Here is a 21,615-nt window from a genome sequence, read left to right as displayed (position 1 = left end):
GGAAAGATTACTAATTAGTTGCTTGGTGCAAACGTACGTTTAAAGCCTTCGATTGCTGTCTTCCACTCTTCATCAGCAGGCATATTTCCTGTTTGAGAGATTGTGTCAAACAAGCCTTTATGGTTTTCTTCAATGTACAAGAATAACTCAGCTTCAAAACGTTTAACATCAGCAATGGCTACATCGTCTAAGTATCCTCTTGTTAGTGCGTAAAGAATCGCTACTTGTTTTTCAACTTTAAGCGGTTTGTTCAAGTCTTGTTTTAAGACTTCAACTGTTCTTGCACCACGGTTTAATTTCGCTTGAGTGGCTTGGTCTAGATCAGATCCAAACTGAGCGAATGCTTCAAGCTCACGATAAGAAGCAAGATCCAGACGAAGTGTACCTGCTACCTTTTTCATCGCTTTGATTTGTGCAGAACCACCTACACGGGATACAGACAATCCTGCGTTTACCGCTGGACGTACGCCTGAGAAGAAGAGGTCAGATTGTAAGAAAATCTGTCCATCTGTGATGGAAATAACGTTTGTTGGGATATATGCAGAGATATCGCCAGCCTGCGTTTCTACGAAAGGCAATGCTGTGATAGAACCGCCACCCTTTTCGTCACTAAGCTTCGCTGCACGTTCTAATAAACGAGAGTGAAGATAGAAAACATCACCAGGGAATGCCTCACGACCTGGAGGACGACGAAGCAATAATGAAAGCTCACGGTAAGCTGCCGCTTGTTTAGAAAGGTCATCATAGACAACAAGTACGTGCTTGCCGTTATACATGAATTCCTCACCCATCGTTACACCTGCATAAGGAGCAAGGTAAAGAAGTGGAGCTGGCTGTGATGCAGAAGCTGTGACAACGATTGTGTAGTCAAGCGCACCATGCTTACGAAGTGTTTCAACAACACCACGAACCGTTGATTCTTTTTGTCCGATGGCAACATAAATACAGATCATGTCTTGATCTTTTTGGTTTAGAATCGTATCGATTGCAACAGATGTTTTACCTGTTTGACGGTCACCAATGATCAATTCACGCTGTCCGCGGCCGATTGGAATCAAGGCATCAATTGCTTTAATTCCTGTTTGAAGCGGCTCATGTACAGATTTACGATCCATAACGCCAGGTGCTTCACTTTCGATTGGACGTGTTTTGCTTGTTAAGATTGGACCTAGTCCATCAACAGGCTGACCAAGCGGGTTCACAATACGTCCGATTAACTCTTCACCTACTGGAACCTCCATGATACGACCTGTACGTTTTACGTCGTCACCTTCGCGGATATCTTTGTAAGGTCCTAAAATAACGATACCTACGTTAGACTCCTCAAGGTTTTGAGCCATACCCATTACACCGTTAGAGAACTCAACCAGCTCTCCTGCCATAATGTTGTCAAGGCCATGTACACGCGCGATACCGTCCCCTACTTGAATGACTGTACCGACATCTTTTACTTCAATTTCTGATTGATAGTTTTGGATTTGCTGCTTTATCAGCGCGCTAATCTCTTCAGCTTTGATACTCACTAAGGTTTCACCCCTTCTAACGATTTTCGCCTGCAAGCTGACGTTCAATGCGGGAAAGCTTTCCGCTGACACTGCCGTCATAAATGCGGTTTCCGATACGGATTTTCACTCCGCCTATTAGATCCTTGTCAATCACATTTTCAACACGCAGTGATGTGACTCCGGCTTTTTTGGCAAATACTTCAGATAAAGATTGAATTTCAGCACCGCTCAGCGGTTTCACTGAATACACGACCGCATCGTCTATTTGTTTCGTGCGGTTTGCAAGTTTCACAAACTCAGACGTCATTTCAGAGAAAATATTCGTGCGTCCGCGGTCAATCAGTAAATACATAGTGTGCAATACATAAGTAGAAACACCTTTGAAAGCTTCAGCAATCAACTGTTTCTTTTTGTCTGCTGTAATCTTTGGATGAACAAGGAAGTCATTGAGTTCTTGATCAGCCTTTAGAACTTTTTTGATCTCATTCAGCTCTTTTTCAGTTTCGTCTACTGCCGAAGAAGCAAGAACGATGTCAAAAAGAGCAGAAGCGTAACGCTTAGAGACAATAGTTACGCTCATCGGCTTTCGCCTGCCTCTTTAAGGTACTCTTGAATCAATTTCTCTTGTGCCTGCTCATCAAGTTCTTTTTCAATCACTTTAGATGCAATCAGCACAGATAGTGATGCAACCTGCTCACGCAGTGCAGCCACAGCTTGTTCTTTTTCTTTCACGATTTCAGTTCTAGCAGACTCTTTCAAGCGCTCTGATTCTTGACGTGCTGCTTGAATGATCTCTTCTTTTTGTTTCTCACCAATCTTTTTCGCATTTTCGATGAGTGTATGTGATTCTTCGCGTGCTTCTTTCAATAAGACACGTTGTTCTTCAAGAAGCTTTTCAGCTTGAACGTGCTTTTGTTCAGCACTTGAGATTTCATTTCCTATATAATCTTCACGCTGCTTCATAATACCTAATAAAGGTTTAAGCGCAAACTTCTTTAAAAGTGCAAGCAAGATGAGCATAGCGATAAGCTGGAATAACATATCACCGGCGTTGAAGCTTAAGCCCCCTGCTCCTAAAACCACTGGTAACTGAGACATTTAGTACGGCAACTCCCTTCTTTAAATAATATGTTAAGAAACAAAACATAAAGGAATGGCGAAGTTTCGAACTAATCTGATCTTCGCCATTAAAATTCATATTAGAACGCTTCTCACATATTAACCAAAGAATGCCAAGAATGCGATAACGACAGCGATAATTGGAAGTGCCTCAACTAAAGCGACCCCGATGAACATAAGTGTTCTTAGTTCTCTACCAGCTTCTGGCTGACGAGCGATTCCTTCAACTGTTTTAGATACGATTAGACCGTTACCAATACCTGCTCCTAGTGCTCCTAAACCGATTGCAATTGCTGCTGCTATTAAATTCATTAAAAAGCTCCTCCTTTAAAATAACGTCCTTTTTGGACTCTCAATTTTTTAGTGTTCGTCGCTGACTTTATGGGAAATGTACACCATTGTCAGCATGGTGAAGATAAATGCCTGGATTGTTCCGACAAACAAACTGAATGCCTGCCATACAATCATCGGCACGATGGCACCTAATGTACCAACGATACCAAGCGCAATGTTTTGCGAGTAGAAATTGGTCGCAAGTCCTGCAAGTAACCCAAGAAGAATCTCTCCAGCGAAAATATTTCCGTAAAGACGCAAACCAAGTGTTAACGTGTTTGCAAATTCTTCAATAAGTTTCAATGGTACTAAAAGCGGAATTGGTCTAAAGTAGTCTTTCGTATATTCCTTGACTCCTTTTGCCTTGACACCGTAGAAGTGTGTAAGTCCCATGACCATAATTGCTAGTGTCATTGTGATTGCAGGATCAGCAGTTGGTGATTTCCACCACAAGTTGTGATCGACCGTAATCGAGAATGGCAGTCCAAGCATGTTTGAAACAAATATGTACATGAGTAATGTAACGCCAAGCGCTAGAAATGGGGCTCCTGTTTTCATGTCCATCGAACTACCTATGATATTTCGAACAAAATCAACGATCCATTCCATGAAGTTCTGCGCCTTAGTCGGACGAATAGACAGAACACGAGTAGTCAGCACCGCTATGAGAAGAACGATGATACTAGCAATCGTAATCATGAGAACATTGGATAAGTTGAACGTTAACCCTAAAAATTCTGTAGTTTTTGAACTGTGACCCAAAGAGTATTCACCTCTCTTCCATAGTAGAACGTTTAAGTTGAATGAAGGAATCTATCATAATGACAGGATATATTGTCATTAATCCTATAACAACACCTGCCAGATGAACTTCATTAGGGTAACGCCAAGCAATCGCTACTGCGAGAATCGCGTTGGCCCACCTGGCTGTACTTCCCATTGAACGAATGGATTTTCCTTTTTTAACCGCTCGATCAAAAGCGTGCATTCTCCGTATAAGTAGGAATAAATTAAAGAAAGCAAAAATTGTGCCGATAATGAAACCAAGAAACAGTGGTTTAAAACCAGGCATGGCATAGCCAAACACAAAAATTGCCAATAGATAGAACATGTATTTACTCTGTCTGCGGAAAATCGCGTTTGGATCGTTCATTCATCTGACTCCCGATGAAAAGTATTGTAAAAAAGGTGATAAATGGTGATGAAAACTGCGTAGAAGACGCTGATGATAAGCCGTCCTATTCGAAAAAAATCAATCACCCATCGGTCTAATTGCACAATCAGACTTGAAATCTTTAGATCTATGGGATGCTGCTTCATTCGTTGATACAAACCCTGATTATTAAAGGGTTCACAATGAGGATTAGTAGAGTGCTATAGGCTATGAAAACCTTACCATAATACCCTCGTTTAGCATACAATAGCGTCTATGATGTGTCAATCGGTTGAAAGTTAAAAAACTTTTCTATAGTGATAGAGCACACAAAATGTTCACAATTTCATCAAACTTTAGGAGAGATGTGACAATCATTGAAAAAAACAGTCAATGTTCAGTATACATTGATTTTTCTAAGAACGGTATCAACCGTTTGTCATATATTTCAAAAAGCCCACATGCGCGTTTGCATGTGGGCTTTTATTAAGAATTTCTTATTTCGTTCCGTACATACGGTCACCAGCATCACCAAGACCTGGGATGATGTAACCTTTTTCGTTTAGTTTCTCATCTAATGCTGCAATGTAGATATCAACATCTGGATGATGCTTTTGCATTTCTTCTACACCTTCAGGGGCAGCAATCAGACACATAAAGCGAATGTTTTTCGCACCGCGTTTTTTCAAGCTGTTTAACGCTTCGACTGCTGAACCGCCAGTTGCAAGCATTGGGTCTACTACGATAAATTCACGTTCTTCCACATCTGATGGAAGCTTCACATAATATTCAACAGGCTTTAATGTTTTCGGATCGCGGTATAAACCGACATGTCCCACTTTAGCAGCTGGAATGAGTTTCAAAATCCCGTCTACCATTCCAAGACCTGCTCTTAAAATTGGCACAACCCCGAGTTTCTTCCCTGAGATCACGTTTGATTTCGCTACTTGTACAGGTGTTTCTACATCTACCTCTTCAAGCGGTAAGTCTCTTGTGATTTCAAATGCCATTAATGTTGCGACTTCATCCACTAGCTCTCTAAATTCTTTAGTTCCTGTATGAACGTCACGAATATATGTAAGTTTGTGCTGAATAAGCGGGTGATCAAATACATAAACCTTTGCCATTGCTTGCTACAACTCCTTTTCTGTCATCTTCCGGTGAACTTTGCACACTTCCTACAATTCTACATAAAAAGACATCATCTTTCAATATGATTCGCAAATCCTACAAAAAAAACCCACATGCCAAAAATAGGCAAATGGGTCTGTTTTTTAATAATCTAATTCGTTATATAGAGGGAAACGGGCCGTAAGATCAGATACACGCTTTTTCGCCTCTTCTAATTTCGCTTCATCTTCATGATGTTTTAGCGCAAGTGCAATAATGGAACCGACTTCTTTCATCGCTTCTTGATCAAAACCGCGGCTTGTTACTGCTGCTGTACCTACACGTACACCGCTTGTGACAAATGGTTTCTCTGGATCATAAGGAATTGCATTTTTGTTCACTGTAATACCGATTTCATCAAGAACGTTTTCTGCAATTTTTCCTGTGATGCCAAGAGAACGCAAGTCGATGAGAACAAGATGGTTATCTGTTCCGCCAGATACAAGCTGAATATCTTCAGATAAAAGTGTTTCAGCTAGTTGTTTTGCATTATCAATGACGTTTTGTGCATATGTTTTGAAATCTCCGTTCAATACTTCACCGAAAGAAACAGCTTTTGCAGAGATGACATGCATCAGTGGTCCACCTTGAATACCAGGGAAGATCGATTTGTCGATCTTTTTACCAAACTCTTCACGGCATAGGATCATTCCGCCGCGAGGTCCGCGTAATGTTTTGTGAGTTGTTGTTGTCACAAAATCTGCGTAAGGAACTGGATTTGGATGAAGACCTGCTGCAACAAGACCAGCAATGTGAGCCATGTCGACCATAAAGTAAGCACCGACTTCATCAGCAATCTCACGGAACTTTTTGAAATCAATTTGGCGTGGGTATGCACTTGCACCCGCAACGATGAGTTTCGGCTTATGTTCACGTGCTTTTTCAAGTACATCTTGATAGTCGATATGCTGAGTTTCTTTATCTACACCATATTCTACAAAGTTGTACTGTACACCACTAAAGTTTACAGGGCTTCCATGTGTTAAATGCCCGCCATGTGATAAGTTCATGCCCAGTACTGTATCGCCATGCTCAAGAATTGTAAAGTATACGGCCATGTTCGCTTGAGCACCTGAGTGAGGCTGTACGTTCACATACTCAGCGCCAAAAATTTCTTTTGCGCGGTCACGTGCGATATCTTCCACAACGTCTACATGTTCACAGCCGCCATAGTAGCGTTTACCAGGATAACCCTCAGCGTATTTGTTTGTTAATACAGAGCCCTGTGCTTCCATGACTGCTTCGCTTACGAAGTTTTCTGATGCAATTAATTCGATTTTGTCCTGCTGGCGTTTCCGCTCTAGTTGAATTGCTTTGAATACTTGTGCGTCTTGCTCAGGTAAATGTTTCATCAGCGAAATCCTCTCCAATCTATTTCCATTCGATGTTTTCACCATCTCATTGTACACGGTTTTTGAGTAAAATGTAAAAGTTTTTTTTGGAAAATCGACTTCTTTTTTATGAAAACCCGAATGTTCAAGTAGTAAAGCGTCTTCATCATTCAACATTATATTAGAAATATATCGAAGCTATGATCTTGTATAAACGGCTCGTTCTCCGCCAATCAGCTTCGGACGCGTTTTCGCAAAAGTCACATGTGCATTTCCTAATCGATGACGACTGAGGCGGACAGGTACAGCGACTCTCTTTAAGTGCATCCCAATTAACGTATCGCCGATATCAATTCCAGCATGTGCCTCAATGCATTCGACCAATACAGGATGTTCCATTTGCTGATACGCATGAGCCGCCATCGAACCACCCGCTTTACGGACAGGTACTGCACCTACGATCTCCAGGTTAAAACGGAAAGCCACTTCTTCTTCAACCACAAGGGCACGATTTAGATGTTCACAGCATTGAAAGGCGAGCTCAATGCCTGTCTCTCGTCTTAACTGATCCAATTCTTGATAGATCGAGGCAGCAATTTGCTCACTTCCTGCAGTACCAATATGCTCACCAGCCACTTCTGACGTACTGCAGCCAATGACTAAGATTTGCCCGGCACGCAATTCAACTGTTTGATGAAACTCTTTTAACATTTCAAGCCAATCTTGACCAATGTTCATGTTAAGCGCTCCTTATAGGTGCTTTTCTTCATAATCAGCTATTTTGCCAATCCGCACAGCATGGCGCCCTGCTGTAAACTCTGTCGTCAGCCAAATCTGCGCAATCTCACGTGCTAATCCTGGTCCAATCACTCGCTCTCCCATTGCAAGAACGTTCGTATCATTATGTTCTCTAGTTGCTTTCGCACTAAATGTATCATGAGCCAATGCACAGCGAATTCCTTTTACTTTATTTGCTGAGATGCTCATGCCGATGCCTGTCCCACAAATTAAAATGCCGCGGTCGACTTCTCCGTTTGCCACCATATTGGCTACAGGGAAAGCATAATCTGGGTAGTCTACAGAACCTGATCCGCATTCACAACCCATATCAATGTATTCAATCTTCAATTCATCCATCAGTTGTTTGATTTCTTCACGAATATTCGTTCCGCCGTGATCGGATGCAATGGCTACTTTCATCGGGCAATTCCTCCTAAGGGTGAGTTGATCTGTTATGTCTTACATTCATTCTTTATTTACAGTTATATTTTAACCTCTGCCTAGTGATTTGCAAACAATAGCAGAAAAACCGTTGAGGCAACGGTTTTACAGGTTATCTATTATGATGATCTTTTTTCAGCTTCTCAGCGAGCTGATACAGCAAGGCTTCTAGTTCATCTCGAGTTTCCTGATAAACAGAAAGACTTCCTCCAAACGGATCGGATACATCGCCTTCTGTTCCTGTCGCAAATTCCTTTAAAGTGAAGACCTTGCCTTTTGCATGCGCATATTGCTCTGCAATCAACTGTTTATGCTGCATCGTCATCGTGAAGACGTAATGAGCTTCGCGCAGAAGATCCTCTGTCAATTTTGATGATGAGTGATTCAGTGGAATGCTTTTCTCAAATAATGCTTCGATCGCTTGAGGAGAAGCTTTCCCTTCATCGGAGGCAAAAATGCCCGCTGATTTTACAGTGACCTCTAAACCTTTTTCATCTGCAATTGAAGCAAAAAGGGCTTGAGCCATTGGACTTCTGCATGTATTTCCCGTACAAACAAATAAGATTTTCATCTTTCGCCCTCCTTTTCTTCTATTATATAGCATTTCATTCTACATGTTATGTAAGGAGACTGGCTAGAGCGGAAATAATAATTTGATACCAAAGGCTAGTAAAATGATTCCACCAAGCGCGCCGCTATATGAACCAACCCATGACCGAACCTGTTTACCGAGTAATAATCCGAGCCATGTGAGGAGCATACTAAAAAAACCAAACAATAATATAGTCATCCACACCTGGGAACCGTAAATCCCGAGACTTAAACCAACGGAGAAGCTGTCTAGGCTTACACTTGTCGCAAAAAGAACGAGACCAGTCCCAACTGGTGCGATAAAGGGCTTATCCTCTTTGCGGATAGAAGCAACAATCATTTGCAGTCCCAGCACCAAAAGCAGCGCCCCGCCGATATAGGTGGCAAGAAGACCGAGCCATCCGGATAAGAGCTGACCTGTCAGTATGCCAAAAAGCGGCATAAACATATGAAATATCCCAATGACAAGTCCAATATAAATGATCTGGCGGAACCTCAGCTGAATCATCCCCATACCAAGTCCAACCGAAAAAGCATCCATCCCAAGTGCAAAAGCCATGATGCTGAGTGTCAGCAATTCGCCAGCTAGTTCGTTCATGTAAATCCCCCTTGGACACACATTCTCCTTTAACCTATGTTTGTCCAAGAAAGGTTAGAACTATTGGAACGAAGGGAGTGTACGCCCTCCTGCGGCTTTTTGCAGACGGTTCATAATGGCAGAACCAACTCCCTGCTCTGAAAAGGCTTCTGAAATAATCAAGTCTACATCCGTTTCATCAAATTGTCTCAGTACACGATAGAGGTTTGCAGCAACCGTTTCAGGTTTTTCTCTATATCCACAGCTGTACACAACATCTGCCGCAAACAGCGATTTCTTTTCTTCTGTTGTCAGCACTCCGACTTTTAGCCCTTCAGCTTTGTATTTCTGTATGTGACGCTGCATGTCTTCATCACTTCCATGAAAGATATACATCTTGGCTTCAGGTGCATAATGTGTGTATTTCATTCCCGGCGATACAGGCGCTTCGTCCTTTTTTGTCAGCCCTGGGTCCACACTCACCGTCCCCACGACCTCTTCTAATGCTTCTTTTGTAATTCCGCCTGGTCTTAAAATCACTGGGGTCTCACCGATACAGGATACAACCGTTGACTCAACGCCAATACCAGTTGAACCGCCATCTACAATCCCAGCGATTCTTCCTTCGAGATCACTCGCTACATGGTCTGCTTGTGTTGGTGAAGGTTTTCCCGAACGATTGGCACTTGGTGCAGCAATTGGCAGACCAGCTGCTCGGATGAGCTCAAGCGCAATGGGATGGTCAGGCATTCTCACACCTACTGTGGATAAACCTGCTGTAACCTGCTTTGATAAAGTGCCCGGCTTACACGGAAGAACGATAGTTAAGGCGCCCGGCCAAAAGGCATCCATCAGCGCCTCCGCTTTTTCGCTTTCTATTTGTGCAAATTCGTGAAGCTGCTGAACCTCCGCAATGTGAACAATCAACGGATTATCACTCGGACGCCCTTTCGCTTCATAAATTTTCATAACGGCTTCTGTCTCTTTCGCATTTGCCCCGAGTCCGTAAACGGTCTCTGTCGGGAAAGCAACCACTTCATTTTGCTGCAGCAGATCGGCCGCCTGTTTAATTTGTGGATAGTATGTGGATAAATCCTTTTCTAAATCCACAGACCACCTTTTTGTATTTAACATCATACAAACTCCTTTTAAAAAAGATAAAACTGTTGATATATCTCAATTATCCTTTTGAAAGTATAAAAGATGATGATAAATAAAACAAGCGTTGTCCACAATTTGTGGATAACGCTTGTTTTGTAGTGGATAAGTATGTGTATAAGTCCATCATTTTGTGATTAACTGCCTTTTTTGCAGGACCACAGCCTGTTCTTTCCCCAATGTCTCTTTTGCATGTGCAGAGCTCCATATGCTTTCTGGAATTTCCTTTAAAGGCGCAAAGCCCATTAATGCCAAAAAATCATGGGAAGAGGAATGGTTTGCGACGACATAAAAAGTATCCACACCCATTTTTTCACCGAGCGTTTGAACACTTTGGAACAAAGAGACAATGTGTCCCTGACCGAGCTTATCTGATATGACAAGAGACCGCAGCAATCCCTCTTGTTCATTGAGCTGTTCAAGACCTAAGCAGCCTGCCAGCTGACCATCCGCATCTTCCATCACTACAAATGCCGTTCGCTCCGCAAGCGTTACTCCTCCTTTTGCTTGTCCCTTTTCAAGAAAAGCATTGATCGCCGGGACATCTTGTTCTGTAGCTATTCTTAATTGATAATACATGCTTTCACCTCTTTTTGATCTCTTACTTCAACTCTATGAGGCAAAAACCGATTTATACCTTTTTTAAGAGAAAAGACTAGAGACCCATTCAAACAAAAAGAACTTCACTTCACCTGTCTCTTCTTCCTCTTCTTTCACCACTTCATTAACAGACTCTTTCGTTTGCTGCGCTGTCACTTGTTTATCATCATCCCCTTCTGGTGAGGCGATGGCTTCTCCGTTTGAAAAATCGATAAAGCAGAGCGGCGGAAATAACACACACCACCAGTTGGCTCCGTCTCCTTCTCCAAGCGTAATTAAAATGGCTTCATATTTCCCAGCAGGGTAGACGAAATTTCCATAGAGCTTTGTTGGAAATGAAGCTTTTTGAAAACTGACCGATACGGATTGATCTATGTGCTGTTCCTTCAATTTCGCTTTAGCAATACGATTGATTTCTGGCAGCTTTGATCGAATGACACGTCTTGCTTCTTCAATGGATGTGAGGTCTTTCACCCACTCCGTCATACTCGCATTGACCTCGTCACGAATACTTCTTTTCACATCCTGATCCGCTGAACGATCACTATTTGCTAAAATGCGTAATCGAATCGCTTCATCTGGTATGACAACAGGCTGATTTGCAGAAGCAGCCGCTGTCTCCTCTCTGCCAAGGTTTGCAAAAGCACCGCATAATAATAGAAACATATAAAGACAAATCATCGTTTTACTTTTCAACATTGTGTGTTCCCCCCACTTTTCTCTTCGCTACAAACATTGTGTCCAGGAAACACATTTCATAAACAGTCAACATGAATTTTTTAATAGATTATGAGTCAAAACAAAAAAGCCGCTCTCATTAAGAACGACTTTTGAGTGAGGATTGGTAGTCAGAAGGGTATAGTCTTCCATCCCAATCTCGGCTGATTTTTAAACCAGATTCTGTTTTGATGACAGTCATGGCTCCTTTTTTCTCGATTTCTTTTTTGACTTTTCCTTTTTGATCGATAAATTGGATCACCATTTCATAGTTAAATTCAATTCTGTCATCGCTTTCATCTGAAGGCGTAAACATAATTTTTTTCAGCTTTATTTGACAATCTTGATCCTTCGCCGCTTCTAATATGCTCGGGAACATGCTGTCTTGTGTATATTCTTGATATTCATGTTCGGTTAAATAAACCTTCAGCTTCTCTTTCATGTCAGATAGGTCATCCGTTCGATTCACTGTGTATTGTGCTTTTTTATAGCTTTCTCCAAATGCTGCTGCCTCTTTTTTAAAGCTCGGTTTACCACAAGCACTCACAATCAATAGTACACTGACGATGACCAACACCATCGCATACCTTTTGTTCACACCATTCGCTCCTTCAAAACAAATTTATGTAAAAAATCATGATCAGAATGTTCATTCTTCTATATATACGTTTCTCTTTTACCATAAGTTTCATCTTTACATAATAAAATAGTCCGGCTTTCTTCAGCCGGACTTTCCGTTTTGAATGTGTGCGCAAACAGCTCGATCTTTTCCGTTAATATCTTTGACGATGCAGACATCCGCTTTAGGAAATGCCTGCTCAAGAAGCGCTGTGACATCTTGACCTTGCGTATGTCCAATTTCAAAGACAACAACTGCCTGATCACTCAGCACGCTGGGAAGATCATGAACGAGACGCTGATAAAACCACAAGCCATCACGTCCGTCCGTCAGCGCATTCACCGGCTCATGCTTTGTCACAACCTCAGACAAACTGTCCATTTCTTCCGCCGCAATATAAGGTGGATTGGAAATAAATACGTCCACTTTGATGCCTTGAGCTATAACCGGTTCAAGTAAATCTCCATGTAAAAAATGAACGTCTGCACCGAGCGTTTGTTGATTTCGTTTTGCTACCGCAAGCGCTTCTTGTGAGATATCAGTCGCTGTGACAGATAGTGATTTTTTTTCAAGAGCCAGCGTAATCGCAATGGCCCCGCTTCCTGTGCCAACGTCAACTGCTTTGAGCGGCTGATCGGGCGGGAAAACGTCACCTACCAAATGGAGCGCCGCCAAAACAACTTCTTCCGTTTCAGGACGAGGGATGAGAACATGCTTGTTCACCTCGAAAGGACGTCCGTAAAAGAATTCAACACCCGTTAAATGCTGAACAGGAACACCCGCCCTGTGCTGCGTCACAAATTTGCTGAACAGTTGATCTTGCTCCTCAGGCAGCGCATCATGAAATCGTGCAAGAAGCTCACTTCTGCTCCAGCCGAGCACATGCATCAACAGGAGTTCTGCTGCATTTTGGTCTCTGCCAGCTTCCGTTAACAAAGAAGAAGCCCATTTAAGGGCTTCGAAGATTGTTCGCTCTTTATTTTGCATCTTGAAGCTTTCTTGCTTGGTCTTCCATAATTAGTGCATCAATGACCTCGTCAAGTTTTCCTTCTAAAATTTGATCAAGCTTTTGAATCGTCAATCCGATGCGGTGGTCTGTTACACGGTTTTGCGGGAAGTTGTACGTACGGATACGCTCTGAACGATCCCCTGTTCCAACCGCAGATTTACGTGTTTGATCATATTCAGCCTGTGCTTCACGCTGGAATTTATCATAAATTCTCGCACGCAGCACTTTCATGGCTTTTTCTTTGTTTTTAATTTGTGATTTCTCATCCTGACAGGACACAACAACACCTGTTGGAAGGTGAGTTAATCGAACAGCAGACATGGTCGTATTGACACTTTGTCCGCCAGGTCCGCTTGATGCAAATGTATCTACACGGATGTCTTTTTCATGGATATCAATTTCAACTTCCTCAGCCTCAGGTAATACAGCGACTGTCGCAGTAGATGTATGGATCCGTCCGCCTGATTCTGTTTCTGGAACACGCTGCACGCGGTGTGCACCATTTTCAAACTTTAGTTTGGAGTATGCGCCTTTCCCGCTGATCATAAAGATGATTTCTTTATAACCGCCTGTGCCAGTGACACTTGCTTCCATGACTTCCGTTTTCCAGCCTTGCATTTCAGCATAACGGCTGTACATACGGTAAAGATTTCCCGCAAAAAGAGCAGCCTCTTCTCCACCCGCTGCACCACGAACCTCCACAATAACGTTCTTATCGTCATTCGGATCTTTCGGGATCAGCAAGATTTTCAGCTCGTCTTCTAAACGTTCCGTTTCTTCCGTGAGCTCTGAAATTTCTTCTTTGACCATGTCGCGCATCTCGGCATCCAGCTTCTCTTCGAGCATTGCTTTCGCATCATTCAGCTGGTCGTATGCCGCACGATATTGTCTATATACCTCAACAGTTTCTTGAATATCGGATTGTTCTTTCGAATATTCACGAAGCTTCTTAGGGTCGTTCACCACTTCAGGGTCACTTAAATATTCATTTAGCTTTTCATAGCGTTCTTCAATTGATTTTAAACGGTCTAACATGGTCTTCACCTCTGTTTTGTGCGTAACAGTCTAATTATAGTATAGCGGGGTATGACAGTCAAAAAAATTTCCAAAACAATTGATTTCCTGCAATTTTTCGCTAGAAAACACGATCTTTGGCGATTGGTTACTTGTTTTGTCTAACGTGAAGGAACAGGAACTCCTTAAAGAGAATGGTACTTGTAATTGAAAAAAGGGAGGGCATTTGTTTTGAATACAAATGAGGTTGCAAAGGAAATTGGTGTTTCTTCAAAGACGATTCAGCGCTGGGTCAAACAGCTCAACATCCCTGTCGCCCGGAATGAACTTGGACATTATGAATTTCATGAAGATATTGTACAGCTGCTCAAAGAGGTCAAATACCAAATGAGTGAAGGTGTGATCCTCCAAGATATTCAACTGCCAATCCATAAGGAAACCGTTCGTCAATCAGCACCTGCTGCCGAAGCTGATGTCTCTATACAGCGGATTGAAGCATTAGAAAAACAAGTGAAAGCGCTCATTCAGCAGCAATTACATGTCACTGATGTAGAAGACCGCCTGCAAGAACTTGAACGGAAATTGGCTAAAAAAGCAGATGAAGGTGTATCGTATCAGCTGCTTCAGCACCGCAGAGAAATTGAAGACTTATCCACAAAATTTGACCGCCTCGCCGCATCCTTGAAACAACCGTCACAAGTAGAAGAAAAAGAGGAAATCGCAAACCCCGACATCAAAAAAAAGCGTGTACTCTTCCCTCTGTTTCATTCATTTCGCTAAGAAAGGCTGCCTCGTTTGGCAGCCTTTCTACTATATTATACGGTAAGTGCAATAATGATCGGTAATGTAATGAGTGACATGATGGCACTGATTACAAATGCGGATGCAGTTTCCGCCTCTTGTTTTTCAAATCGTGTTGCGATCATCGCTGCAACAGCTGAACCTGGGAAGGCAACAAGCAATACAGCTTTTGTAATTTCATCAGCCGAAAGACCCATAAGAACGGCAATGAAATACATAAGTAATGGTTGTACAGCTACTTTTAGCAATGCAATACTGAAGGCTGGCAAGCTTAATTTAATTTTGCGGATACCAACAGTGACACCGACTGCGAATAATGCCACACCTGATGTGACGCTGCCAATTTCCTCTAACATTTCATGTCCAATTGCAGGAAGTTTAAATCCTAAAAGAACAAGAATGATACTGGCTAACGGTGCAAGTGCAAGCGGCTCTGATAAACCGTGCAAAATCGCTTTTGTCGTCATTTTTAGGAAGCTTTCGCCGTCTTTTGTTTTTCCTTTTGTTTTTTCACCGACAGTTGATACAATAATTGCAATTGGATCAAGCAGTGCATTTACAACTATTCCGGTAATCGCAATCGGAATTGCAACCTCTTGAGCCCCAAATAAACTGCCCAAGACCGGAATCCCCATAAATGCAAAGGTCGGTTGTGCTGAGTTTAACGAGAAAACAGAAGAATCTGTTAAATCATATTTAAAAGCAAATTTCGTAACTAAAAGGATAATGATATAAAAACCAACGATTCCGAAAATCAATGCAACGAAAAATGGAATTTGACTATAGAATTTATCTTTTGGTGTTGACAGAATACTGGCGATAAAGTGCGCTGGTAAAGCATACTTTGTAACAAGTGTACTTACACCTTTTGCAGATTTAGCGTCATAGCTGCCGAAGTTCCCTGCGAACCAACCCAGCGCGATAACGAAAAAAATCGGTGCTAGGAGGATCAAAATATTTAAAAAGTCCATCTTACTCTTCCTCCTTAAATCCTTTACATGTTTCTTATTTATTGCGGCATTGCTTAGATTACCCGAAGCAATGCCGCGTTACACATTTTATTATGCTCTTACAATTTTTTTATATTCAGGAATCCACATTGCGTCTTTCACAGCTTGTTCGATGTTGTCAGGCGTTTTTCTTGCGACACCATCTTCAATTGCTGCTTTCGCTACTTCAACAGCTACATGAATTGACACTTCTTGCAATTTATCAATACTTGGAAGAAGACCAGCACCTGGTTTCTCATGATCAACCATTTCAGCAATTGCATTCGCAGAAGCAACGAACATGCCTTTTGTGATGATTTTTGATTCTGTTACGATTGAACCAAGACCAAGTCCAGGGAAAACGAACGCATTGTTTGATTGTCCGATTTCATGTTCAATTCCGTTATACTCAACGTTTTCGAACGGGCTTCCTGTTGCAACAAGCGCACGGCCGTCAGTCCATTTGAATAGATCCTCTGGCACTGCTTCAGCAAGCGGTGTTGGGTTAGACATTGGCATGATCACTGGACGCTCTGTATGAGCTGCCATTTCTTTAATGATTTCTTCAGTGAATGCGCCGCCTTGACCTGATGTACCAATAAGGATGGTAGGCTTCACCCTGCGAACAGTTTCAGCAAATGAGATTTGTCCTTTTTCATCGCGTGCCCAGCCTTCTACTTCATCAGAAGTACGCAGGTATGGTTTTTGGAAATCAAGCACTTCATCTTCAAATTGATCTGTTAGCAATCCTCTGTAGTCTAATGTCCAGAATGCATTGTTTGCTTCTTCTTCTGTTAGACCTTCAAGAACCATTGTGTCACGCATTTGATCTGCGATTCCGATACCAGCTGATCCAGCTCCGAAGATGACAACACGGTGATCTTTCAATTGAGTACCAGTTTTCTTGACAGCTGCAAGAACACCCGCTAAAGTAATGGCACCAGTACCTTGAATATCATCGTTGAACGTTAAGATGTTATCGTTGTATTTTTTCATGATGTTACGCGCATTTTTGTTTCCAAGGTCTTCCCAGTGAAGCAATGCTTTCGGGAAGAATTTAAGTGCTGCTTTCACATAAGCATCAATGAATTCTTCGTATTTTTCACCTTGTACACGTTTGTGATGGTTCCCAATGTATAATGGATCATTCAATAATTTTTCATTGTTTGTTCCAACATCTAATACAACTGGAATCACGCGGCTAGGATCAATACCTGCTGCAGCCGTGTAAACAGCTAATTTACCGATTGCGATGTTGATACCACCAACACCCCAGTCACCAATTCCAAGAATACTCTCAGAGTCAGTTGCAACGATGAGGTCAATATCTCCAGCAGTTGCGTGCAAGTTTTCAAATGCTTTCTCGATTCCGTCAATGTCGTCGATTGAAAGATAAACACCATGAGGCCTTCTGTATTCATGGCTGTATTCTTGAATCGCTTCACCAACAGTTGGTGTGTACACAACTGGAAGCATTTCACGAAGCTTTTCTGTTAGAAGCTTGTAGAACAATACTTCGTTACGGTTTTGCAAATCACTTAAGTATACGTTTTGACGAAGACGATCCGGCTGAGCTAGAAACTGCTTGTACGCTCTTTCCGCTTGCTGTTCTAAAGTTAGAACCGTTGGAGGAAGTAAGCCTTCTAGTCCAAGCTCTTGTCTTTCTTCTTCAGAGAAAGCAACGCCTTTGTTCAACGTTGGAATCGATAATACATCTTTACCTGTCAAAGTGGTTTCGAGGTACCCTTCTTTTGTTTTCTTCACGTTGTTCATCAAAAACTACCCTCTTTCTAAAATATAAATAAAGTGAACTATTAATCCAAAGAACGATTAAGGAGAAAAATCCTTAATCAAAAAAATTATGACAAGAAATCGAACTTTTCGTTTAAATGCTTTACACTACAGTTAGTCATTTTATGCCTGCTTATGACAAAACGCAAGCGTTGAAAATTAGATAATTTAATCGTAGTGTTATTTAATTTATTTAAGTACAAATGATGGGTGTTCAGCCAAAATTTCTAAAAACGAAACACAGCGGCATTTGCTATTTTTTTATTTGTCAAGTGTTGTACCAACATCAAGTCTTGGTACTTCATGGTGATGTCTGCATCGTGCTTCGTATGATTCCTGCGCACCTACTAAAATAATAGGATCATCATAGGATGCGGGTTTACCGTCGATCAAGCGTTGTGTTCTACTCGCTGGGGAGCCGCATACCGAACAAACTGCTTGAAGTTTTGTTACAAGCTCTGCACATGCCATTAAATGCGGAACAACACCAAATGGCTCTCCTCTGAAGTCTTGATCCAGGCCTGCAACAATGACTCGATAGCCTTGGTCAGCCAATTGAGTGACAATGTCAATGATTGTCTCATCAAAAAATTGCACCTCATCAATGCCAATGACATCGGTTCTTTCTGATATGTGCGTTATTATGTCTTTTGGTGAGGCTACTGCAATCCCATCTAATGATGAACCGTTATGTGACACAACTGAGCTTGTACTATATCGGTTATCAATCGATGGTTTGAATATTTTTACTTCTTGTTTGGCAAAGGTGGCCCTTTTGGCTCTCCGAATCAATTCTTCCGACTTTCCAGAAAACATACTGCCGCAGATGACTTCAAGCCAACCGCTTTGTTTCATCACATACATAAGGTCTTCTCCCCCGTTTTAAAGTTCCATCAATCCACGTAAAAAAACAGGCAAGAACGGATTCCTGCCTGTTTATTGTATCTATTATTACTTAAGACCGTATTTTTTGTTAAAGCGGTCAACACGTCCATCAGCAGAAGCGAATTTTTGACGGCCTGTATAGAAAGGATGGCACTCAGAGCAAATCTCGATGCGTACCTCTTCTTTTACTGATCCAGTTTCAAACTCATTTCCACAAGCGCATTTGACTGTAGCTTTTTTGTAGTTAGGATGAATTCCTGTTTTCATCTACTGTCATCTCCTTCCGCCCTGAATCCAATTCGGAAACAGAGTTAATATCTCAGAAATAAATTCTGAAACGCACATGATAAAATTATAACAGTGTGAGTCTATGATTGCAAATGTATTTTTTCAGGAAAGCTATCTTCTTGATGCAGACATATTGGCTTGTTTCCATTCTTGCGTTAAAATATCGAAAAATTCTTGGTTTGTCTTTGTTTTTCTCATTTTGCGCATGAACTTCTCAGCGAAGTCAGGTGTATCTGACATCGATTTTCTCATCGCCCATAGACGATCAAGATGCTCTTTTGGCACAAGCAGTTCTTCTTTTCTCGTACCAGAACGGCGAATGTCGATCGCAGGGAAAATTCTTCTTTCGGCCAAAGAACGGTCCAAATGAAGCTCCATGTTTCCAGTTCCTTTAAACTCTTCATAAATCACGTCATCCATACGTGAGCCTGTATCAACAAGTGCAGTGGCTAAAATCGTCAAGCTTCCGCCTTCTTCAATGTTACGCGCAGCACCAAAGAAGCGTTTTGGACGATGGAAAGCCGCCGGATCAATACCGCCTGAAAGCGTTCGGCCGCTTGGCGGAATCACAAGGTTGTATGCACGAGCAAGTCTTGTGATGCTGTCCATTAAGATGATGACATCCTTTTTATGTTCAACAAGACGCATAGCACGCTCTAAGACAAGCTCTGCTACTTTAATGTGGTTTTCCGGTACTTCGTCAAAGGTTGAACTAACAACATCCCCTGCAACAGAACGTTCGATATCTGTTACTTCTTCTGGACGTTCGTCAATCAAAAGGACAATCAGCTCTGCCTCTGGGTGATTTTCAGAGATGCTGTTGGCAATTTCTTTAAGCAAAATGGTTTTCCCAGCCTTAGGCGGTGCAACGATTAAACCACGCTGTCCAAATCCAACTGGCGCCATCATGTCCATAATTCTAGTAGACAGGTGATTAGGCTGTGTTTCAAGAATCATTTGACGGTCAGGAAATAGCGGTGTGAGAGCAGGAAAGTGAACACGTTCCTTCGCTGATTCTGGGTCGTCCCCATTTACCGCTTCTACATGAAGGAGGCCATAGTAGCGTTCATTCTCTTTTGGAGGTCGTACCTTTCCAGACACTTTATCTCCATTTCGTAAATCAAAGCGTCTGATTTGTGAAGCTGAAATATAAATGTCTTCAGAACTTGGGGAGTAGTTAATCGGTCTTAAGAAACCAAATCCCTCAGACTGAATAATTTCAAGAACCCCTTCCATAAATAAGAGATCCTCTTGCTCAGCGTTCGCCTTTAAAATGGCAAAAATTAATTCTTTTTTTGTTAGTTTGCTGTAATAAGAGATTTTGTATCGCTTTGCTAACTCATACAGCTCTTTTAATTTCATATTTTCCAAAGATGAAATCGATACATCTTTCAATATGGACACCACACTTTTCTAGTCAATGTATTTCTTTACAAATGCATGACCATTGTATTTGATTAGCTTTTAATTCCGTTGTTGTTGGAATGACCTCGCTCTGATGGTAACGCTCCCACTCGTTTTATCGTGAAAGATAGGAACAATGTGAAATAGAGCTTTGTCAACATAGAGAAGGATAATGAGTATATCGTCATGATGCGGCAGTATTTAAACTTTGTTGAAGCTTAAAAGAAGTAAATTCGCAGAAAATTTCGCAGCACTCTTTAGTTTTACCTCATTTGCAGAGAATATTCAACTTTTAAAAGAAAATGATATACATTTGACACCTATATGAAAAGCGGGTAATGAATACCCGCTTTCAGATTACGGACGAATGACAAGATTCGGTTTTTTCTTTAAGCTGTGTCTGCCGTCTACGAAACGAACCGTACCTGATTTCGCACGCATGACAACACTATGTGTTGTTCCCACAGAGCCTTTGAATTGAACACCTTTAAGTAATTCACCGTCCGTTACACCTGTCGCTGCAAAAATGGCGTCATCTCCTTTTACGAGATCTTCCATTCTGAGGACTTTCCCAACATCCAGCCCCATTTTCTCACAGCGTCTTAGTTCTTCTTCACTTTGAGGAAGAAGCTTACCATGAATTTCACCACCAAGTGCCTTTAACGCAACAGCAGAAAGGACACCCTCAGGCGCTCCGCCTGAACCAAATAGAATATCAACACCTGTGTGATCAAATGCTGTATTAATGGCTCCTGCAACGTCACCATCGTCGATCAGTTTAATTCTTGCTCCTGCTTCTCTCAGTTCAGCAATAATTTTCTCATGTCGATCTCTGTTTAAAATCGTTGCAACCACATCTTCAATATCTTTGTTTTTTGCTTTTGCAACAGCGCGAAGATTATCAATGACAGGCGCTTCAATGTCGATGCAGCCTACCGCTTCTGGACCTACTGCGATCTTATCCATGTACATATCAGGTGCATTCAGCAGGTTGCCATGATCTGCAACTGCAATGACAGCTAAGGCATTCCAGCCGCCGCTTGCCACAATGTTTGTTCCTTCTAATGGATCAACAGCGACATCCACGCGAGGTCCATATCCGTTCCCAAGCTTTTCCCCAATATAAAGCATTGGTGCTTCGTCCATTTCTCCTTCGCCAATGACCACTGTTCCCTTCATCGGAATGGTGTCAAATACATCACGCATTGCACTTGTTGCAGCATCGTCCGCTTCGTCTTTTAATCCTCTTCCCATCCAACGGGCAGATTTTAATGCAGCTGCTTCTGTCACCCGTACTAGTTCCATCGATAAACTTCTTTCCATTTTTGTCCAAATCTCCT

Annotated in this window: 25 protein-coding genes; 1 reads left to right on the top strand and 24 read right to left on the bottom strand. The window is 41.9% G+C overall.

The genetic code is table 11. From position 1 onward, the window contains the following. Window positions 1-14: 14 nt before the first annotated feature. The 18 genes from atpA to prfA all read right to left on the bottom strand — a co-directional run bounded on the left by atpA (window position 15) and on the right by prfA (window position 14,138). On the bottom strand, window positions 15-1,523 hold the full coding sequence (gene atpA, locus AAZR19_RS08185; protein ID WP_024423728.1) for a F0F1 ATP synthase subunit alpha: 1,509 nt from the start codon (window positions 1,521-1,523) through the stop codon (window positions 15-17). A gap of 16 nt (window positions 1,524-1,539) precedes the next feature. Continuing rightward, entirely contained in the window at window positions 1,540-2,085 is a 546-nt protein-coding gene (locus AAZR19_RS08180; RefSeq protein ID WP_024426340.1) for a F0F1 ATP synthase subunit delta, read from the bottom strand. After that, window positions 2,082-2,603 carry a F0F1 ATP synthase subunit B gene (gene atpF, locus AAZR19_RS08175; RefSeq protein ID WP_008354935.1) on the bottom strand — a complete coding sequence of 174 codons (522 nt, stop codon included), beginning with the start codon at window positions 2,601-2,603 and terminating at the stop codon, window positions 2,082-2,084. Before atpF ends, AAZR19_RS08180 begins: the two co-directional genes overlap by 4 nt. 120 nt (window positions 2,604-2,723) lie before the next feature. Beyond that, window positions 2,724-2,936 (bottom strand): F0F1 ATP synthase subunit C, encoded by a 213-nt coding sequence (gene atpE / locus AAZR19_RS08170; protein WP_003214968.1) that lies wholly within the window; start codon window positions 2,934-2,936, stop codon window positions 2,724-2,726. Between the two features lie 48 nt (window positions 2,937-2,984). Beyond that, window positions 2,985-3,719: a F0F1 ATP synthase subunit A gene (gene atpB / locus AAZR19_RS08165; RefSeq protein WP_039182108.1), complete on the bottom strand. Its 735-nt coding sequence runs from the start codon at window positions 3,717-3,719 to the stop codon at window positions 2,985-2,987. A 7-nt stretch (window positions 3,720-3,726) separates the two neighbouring features. Further along, entirely contained in the window at window positions 3,727-4,110 is a 384-nt protein-coding gene (locus AAZR19_RS08160) for an ATP synthase subunit I (protein ID WP_024423731.1), read from the bottom strand. 497 nt (window positions 4,111-4,607) lie between these two features. Next, entirely contained in the window at window positions 4,608-5,237 is a 630-nt protein-coding gene (gene upp, locus AAZR19_RS08155) for a uracil phosphoribosyltransferase (protein WP_003214553.1), read from the bottom strand. 147 nt (window positions 5,238-5,384) lie between these two features. After that, window positions 5,385-6,632 carry a serine hydroxymethyltransferase gene (glyA, locus tag AAZR19_RS08150; protein WP_034281450.1) on the bottom strand — a complete coding sequence of 416 codons (1,248 nt, stop codon included), beginning with the start codon at window positions 6,630-6,632 and terminating at the stop codon, window positions 5,385-5,387. Window positions 6,633-6,809: 177 nt separating this feature from the next. Further along, window positions 6,810-7,349, bottom strand: coding sequence for a TIGR01440 family protein (locus AAZR19_RS08145; protein WP_076840473.1), 540 nt, complete (start codon window positions 7,347-7,349; stop codon window positions 6,810-6,812). 12 nt (window positions 7,350-7,361) lie between these two features. Next, entirely contained in the window at window positions 7,362-7,811 is a 450-nt protein-coding gene (gene rpiB, locus AAZR19_RS08140; RefSeq protein ID WP_076840474.1) for a ribose 5-phosphate isomerase B, read from the bottom strand. 133 nt (window positions 7,812-7,944) lie between these two features. Beyond that, a complete protein-coding gene (locus AAZR19_RS08135) occupies window positions 7,945-8,403 on the bottom strand; it encodes a low molecular weight protein arginine phosphatase (RefSeq protein ID WP_024423734.1) in 459 nt (152 codons plus the stop codon). 63 nt (window positions 8,404-8,466) lie between these two features. Beyond that, window positions 8,467-9,021, bottom strand: coding sequence for a manganese efflux pump MntP (locus AAZR19_RS08130; protein ID WP_076840475.1), 555 nt, complete (start codon window positions 9,019-9,021; stop codon window positions 8,467-8,469). Window positions 9,022-9,081: 60 nt separating this feature from the next. After that, window positions 9,082-10,134: an L-threonylcarbamoyladenylate synthase gene (locus AAZR19_RS08125; RefSeq protein ID WP_080769524.1), complete on the bottom strand. Its 1,053-nt coding sequence runs from the start codon at window positions 10,132-10,134 to the stop codon at window positions 9,082-9,084. Window positions 10,135-10,284: 150 nt separating this feature from the next. Beyond that, complete coding sequence (locus tag AAZR19_RS08120; protein ID WP_076840476.1) at window positions 10,285-10,737, bottom strand: GNAT family N-acetyltransferase; 453 nt, start codon at window positions 10,735-10,737, stop codon at window positions 10,285-10,287. A 63-nt stretch (window positions 10,738-10,800) separates the two neighbouring features. After that, window positions 10,801-11,454: a stage II sporulation protein R gene (spoIIR, locus tag AAZR19_RS08115; RefSeq protein WP_229137102.1), complete on the bottom strand. Its 654-nt coding sequence runs from the start codon at window positions 11,452-11,454 to the stop codon at window positions 10,801-10,803. 121 nt (window positions 11,455-11,575) lie between these two features. After that, window positions 11,576-12,055 (bottom strand): hypothetical protein, encoded by a 480-nt coding sequence (locus AAZR19_RS08110; protein WP_024423739.1) that lies wholly within the window; start codon window positions 12,053-12,055, stop codon window positions 11,576-11,578. Window positions 12,056-12,196: 141 nt separating this feature from the next. Then, complete coding sequence (gene prmC / locus AAZR19_RS08105; protein WP_076840477.1) at window positions 12,197-13,081, bottom strand: peptide chain release factor N(5)-glutamine methyltransferase; 885 nt, start codon at window positions 13,079-13,081, stop codon at window positions 12,197-12,199. Then, window positions 13,071-14,138 (bottom strand): peptide chain release factor 1, encoded by a 1,068-nt coding sequence (prfA, locus tag AAZR19_RS08100; protein ID WP_024423741.1) that lies wholly within the window; start codon window positions 14,136-14,138, stop codon window positions 13,071-13,073. The genes prmC and prfA overlap by 11 nt, the downstream gene beginning before the upstream one ends. Before the next feature lie 210 nt (window positions 14,139-14,348). Between prfA and racA the strand changes: the two genes are divergently transcribed. Beyond that, complete coding sequence (gene racA, locus AAZR19_RS08095) at window positions 14,349-14,897, top strand: chromosome-anchoring protein RacA (RefSeq protein ID WP_076840478.1); 549 nt, start codon at window positions 14,349-14,351, stop codon at window positions 14,895-14,897. Window positions 14,898-14,932: 35 nt separating this feature from the next. On the opposite strand, the gene AAZR19_RS08090 is transcribed toward racA, so the two are convergent. The 6 genes from AAZR19_RS08090 to glpX form a co-directional block, all read right to left on the bottom strand. Beyond that, window positions 14,933-15,889 carry an AEC family transporter gene (locus AAZR19_RS08090; RefSeq protein WP_041108169.1) on the bottom strand — a complete coding sequence of 319 codons (957 nt, stop codon included), beginning with the start codon at window positions 15,887-15,889 and terminating at the stop codon, window positions 14,933-14,935. 90 nt (window positions 15,890-15,979) lie between these two features. Continuing rightward, window positions 15,980-17,680 carry an oxaloacetate-decarboxylating malate dehydrogenase gene (gene malS, locus AAZR19_RS08085; RefSeq protein ID WP_024423744.1) on the bottom strand — a complete coding sequence of 567 codons (1,701 nt, stop codon included), beginning with the start codon at window positions 17,678-17,680 and terminating at the stop codon, window positions 15,980-15,982. Between the two features lie 279 nt (window positions 17,681-17,959). After that, window positions 17,960-18,562: a thymidine kinase gene (locus tag AAZR19_RS08080; protein ID WP_024426350.1), complete on the bottom strand. Its 603-nt coding sequence runs from the start codon at window positions 18,560-18,562 to the stop codon at window positions 17,960-17,962. Between the two features lie 87 nt (window positions 18,563-18,649). Beyond that, window positions 18,650-18,850 (bottom strand): 50S ribosomal protein L31, encoded by a 201-nt coding sequence (gene rpmE / locus AAZR19_RS08075; protein WP_003215407.1) that lies wholly within the window; start codon window positions 18,848-18,850, stop codon window positions 18,650-18,652. 132 nt (window positions 18,851-18,982) lie between these two features. Then, a complete protein-coding gene (rho, locus tag AAZR19_RS08070; RefSeq protein ID WP_008354975.1) occupies window positions 18,983-20,266 on the bottom strand; it encodes a transcription termination factor Rho in 1,284 nt (427 codons plus the stop codon). A gap of 366 nt (window positions 20,267-20,632) precedes the next feature. Then, on the bottom strand, window positions 20,633-21,598 hold the full coding sequence (glpX, locus tag AAZR19_RS08065; RefSeq protein WP_012011567.1) for a class II fructose-bisphosphatase: 966 nt from the start codon (window positions 21,596-21,598) through the stop codon (window positions 20,633-20,635). Window positions 21,599-21,615: the final 17 nt, after the last annotated feature.

The sequence above is a fragment of the Bacillus sp. Je.9.29.b genome (assembly GCF_051129925.1).
Taxonomy (GTDB): domain Bacteria; phylum Bacillota; class Bacilli; order Bacillales; family Bacillaceae; genus Bacillus; species Bacillus safensis.
The sequence above is the reverse complement of the archived record's forward strand: the minus strand, read 5'-3'. Positions and strand labels throughout refer to the sequence as shown.